The sequence below is a fragment of the Micromonospora rosaria genome (assembly GCF_001567585.1).
Lineage (GTDB): Bacteria > Actinomycetota > Actinomycetes > Mycobacteriales > Micromonosporaceae > Micromonospora > Micromonospora rosaria.
In genome coordinates this window covers 1-2,842 of sequence record NZ_LRQV01000267.1, presented here as the reverse complement: position 1 = coordinate 2,842, position 2,842 = coordinate 1, and the positions used below count along the sequence as shown (strand labels likewise).

Genomic DNA, 2,842 nt, shown 5'->3' with positions numbered 1-2,842 from the left:
CCGCCACGGCGCGCGACGACGCGCCCCTGCCACCCGGTACCGCCCGCCGGGTGGACCGCCTCCCGTCTGCGGCCGGCCGACCAGCCGTCCGACCAGCCCTGGCCGCCTGACCCGCACGACCCGACACGACGCACCGGGTGGGTGACCACACCCCGCCCCGGTGCGCGACGGCGTCGCGGGCTACCCGTCGACCCGCGAGGGCAGCCCGGCCAGGAAGGCCAGGGACCGTTCCCAGGTCAGCTCGGCGCTCGCCGGAGCGTACTCAGGCGTCCCGGGATCGGTGTAGAGGTGCCCGACCCCGGGGTAGCGGCACACCGACACGTCCGCACCGGCCGTGACCATCGACCGGTGCCAGTCGGTCACCTCGGCCGGCGGATCGTACTCGTCGGGGTCGGCGATGTGCAGTCGCACCGGCAGGCCCGGACGGACCACCTCCGGGGCGCCACCGGTGCCGTGCAGGAGCAGCAGCGCGGGCGTACCGGGCCGGTCGGCGAGCAGCGCACCCGCGATGCCGGCGCCCATCGACATGCCGGCGAGCACCGGATCGGTGGTCAGCCCACGCAGCGCGGCGCGGGCCCGCTCCAGCACCACGTCCTGCCCGACGCGGGCGAGCAGGGCGAACCCCTCGTCGATGGTGTCGACCGCCGCCTGGCCGTACAGGTCCGGGGTGTGCACCCGGTGCCCGGCCGCCCGCAGCCGCTGCGCGGCGGCCGTCACCGCCGGCCGCAGCCCGAGGACGGAGTGGAACAGCAGGATCTCGCTCATCCGGCCATCGTGCCCGACGGCACCGACAACCTCGGGTACGCCGGGCCGGCCGACCCCCACGCCCCGCGACCGGCGCGGAGCCACCCGGCCGACGAACGGTCGGCGCGGAGCCACCCGGCCGACGAACGGTCGGCGCGGGGTCAACCAACCGACGGACCCTCGGGCCGGGACAGGGCGCGGCTGCGTCCCCGGAACTCCGCGACCACCTCGTCGTCCCGGGTAACCGTGACGTCGTAGATGCCGCTGCGCCCGTACCGGGTCCGCTCGGCGGCGCGGGCCACCAGCAGGTCACCGGCGCGCACCGGCCGGACGAAGCTGATCTCGGCACCGGCGGCGACGGTGACCAGCCCCCGGCTGTTGCAGGCCAGGGCGAAGGCGGTGTCGGCGAGCAGGAACACGAACCCGCCGTGGGCGATGGCGTGACCGTTGAGCATCGTCGCGGTCACCCGCATCCGGGCCACCGCGACGCCCTCCCCGGCCGACACCAGTTCGATGCCGAGCCCGCGCGAGGCGACGTCGGCGTCGAACATGTCGTGCGCGGCGGTGCGCCCCGGCGGCGTGCCGGGGCCGTCGTCGGGCCCCGCCGGGCGTCCGTCCGTCGACGGCTGGCCGCCGGTTCCACCCTTGCCCACCGGAGTCTCCCTCCCGCCATGCCGGGCCGTGCCACGGCCGGGTCGTCGTCACCACGCCACGGCGGCCCGGTCGCGGCCGTCCACGGCCGGGTCGCCGTCCGGGTACGGTACGCCGGCCCCGTCGCCCCGCCGGCCGGGACCCGCCCACGCGGCACCCCCACCGTGACCCGCGCGGCATCCCCACCATCACGCAGTGGCACGGCACAATGACGCAAAGCATGTCGGGGTGGTGCGCCAGCGCCGCTGTCGCCGCCCTGACCAGCAGCGGAACCGGCATCGTCAGTCGACACCGGTCCGTGCGGACGGGAGACGGCGGTGACGCGCAGTGACGTCGGGGCGGTACCAGCCGCCGGGGGCGGCCCTTGCCCGCCGGTCGGCCGGCTCGTGCCGCCGGCCAGTCGGCGGGAGGACCTGGTCACCCTGCTGCTGTCGACCTGCCTGATCGGCGGCGCGCTCGCCGACGGGTGGGCGCACACCAACGTGATCGAGACCATCGAGGGCTTCTTCACGCCGTGGCACGGCCTGCTCTACGCCGGCTTCACCGGGACGGCGGCGTGGACGTTCTGGGTGGCGTACCGGCGCCGGGCGCACGCCCCGCGCTGGTGGCGCGACGGGTGGCCGGCCGGGTACCGGGTCGGCGCGCTCGGCGTGGTCGTCTTCGCAGCGGCGGCGCTGGCCGACCTCACCTGGCACGAGACCCTCGGGGTGGAGGTCGGCCTGGATGCCTCGTTCAGCCCGAGCCACCTGCTGCTGGACGGTGGCGCGCTGCTACTGGTCACCAGCCCGCTGCGGTCCTGGTGGCACACCGGGGAGGGTGGGCTGCGGACGGTCACCGGGGTCGGCGCGGCGACGCTCGCCGCGATGACCCCGACGATCCTGCTCAGCCACTCGTCGGCGCTGCTCACCACGGCACCGACCCGCCCGCTCGGGCCGCCGGCCGAGCAGCAGGCGGCGCTGCTCGGCGTGGACGCGTACCTGGTCACCACCGTCCTGCTGGTGGTGCCGTTCCTGTTGCTGCACCGGCGGCGGGCCGCCCCGGTCGCCGGTACGGCGGTGGTCGCCGGGGTGGCCCTGTTCACCCTCGGCATGTACGAGTTCCCGGTGTCGCAGACCGTCGCGGCCGTGGGCGCGGTCGGCGGCGCGGCCGTCGCCGACGGGGTGCTGCACCGGCTCGACGCGGTCCGTGGCCCGGCCGCCGCGCTGCGGTTGCCGCTGGCCGGGGCGGTCTTCACCGGGCTGGTCTGGTCCGGGCACCTGGTCGGCCTGGCGCTGGCCGACGGGCTGCGGTGGACGCCGGAGGTGGCCACCGGGACCGTCACCCTCAGCGCGATCGTCGGTGCCGTGCTCGGCGGGCTGGCGGCCCGCCCCGCCGCACCGGCCCCCGGTACCCGGCCGGTGGTGCCCGCCCCGGCCGGTGCGGCGGACGACCGGGGCGACCGGTACCC

3 protein-coding genes are annotated in these 2,842 nt (G+C 77.0%); 1 reads left to right on the top strand and 2 read right to left on the bottom strand.

Going from position 1 to position 2,842, the window contains the following annotated elements; all coding sequences use genetic code 11:
* Positions 1 to 180 precede the first annotated feature (180 nt).
* Together AWW66_RS31840 and paaI are read right to left on the bottom strand one after the other, a co-directional pair.
* Positions 181 to 765 carry a dienelactone hydrolase family protein gene (locus AWW66_RS31840; protein ID WP_067374449.1) on the bottom strand — a complete coding sequence of 195 codons (585 nt, stop codon included), beginning with the start codon at positions 763 to 765 and terminating at the stop codon, positions 181 to 183.
* 140 nt (positions 766 to 905) lie between these two features.
* Entirely contained in the window at positions 906 to 1,295 is a 390-nt protein-coding gene (paaI, locus tag AWW66_RS31835; RefSeq protein WP_067374454.1) for a hydroxyphenylacetyl-CoA thioesterase PaaI, read from the bottom strand.
* 417 nt (positions 1,296 to 1,712) lie between these two features.
* On the opposite strand from paaI, the gene AWW66_RS31830 reads away from it, so the two are divergent.
* A partial coding sequence (locus tag AWW66_RS31830) for a hypothetical protein (protein WP_157528297.1) occupies positions 1,713 to 2,842 on the top strand: 1,130 nt, incomplete at its 3' end.

What these genes read in the sequence shown, in the direction of transcription:
- AWW66_RS31840 (WP_067374449.1), bottom strand. Translation starts at nt 765, where the DNA reads ATGAGCGAGATCCTGCTGTTCCACTCCGTCCTCGGGCTGCGGCCGGCG.
- paaI (WP_067374454.1), bottom strand. Translation starts at nt 1,295, where the DNA reads ATGTTCGACGCCGACGTCGCCTCGCGCGGGCTCGGCATCGAACTGGTG.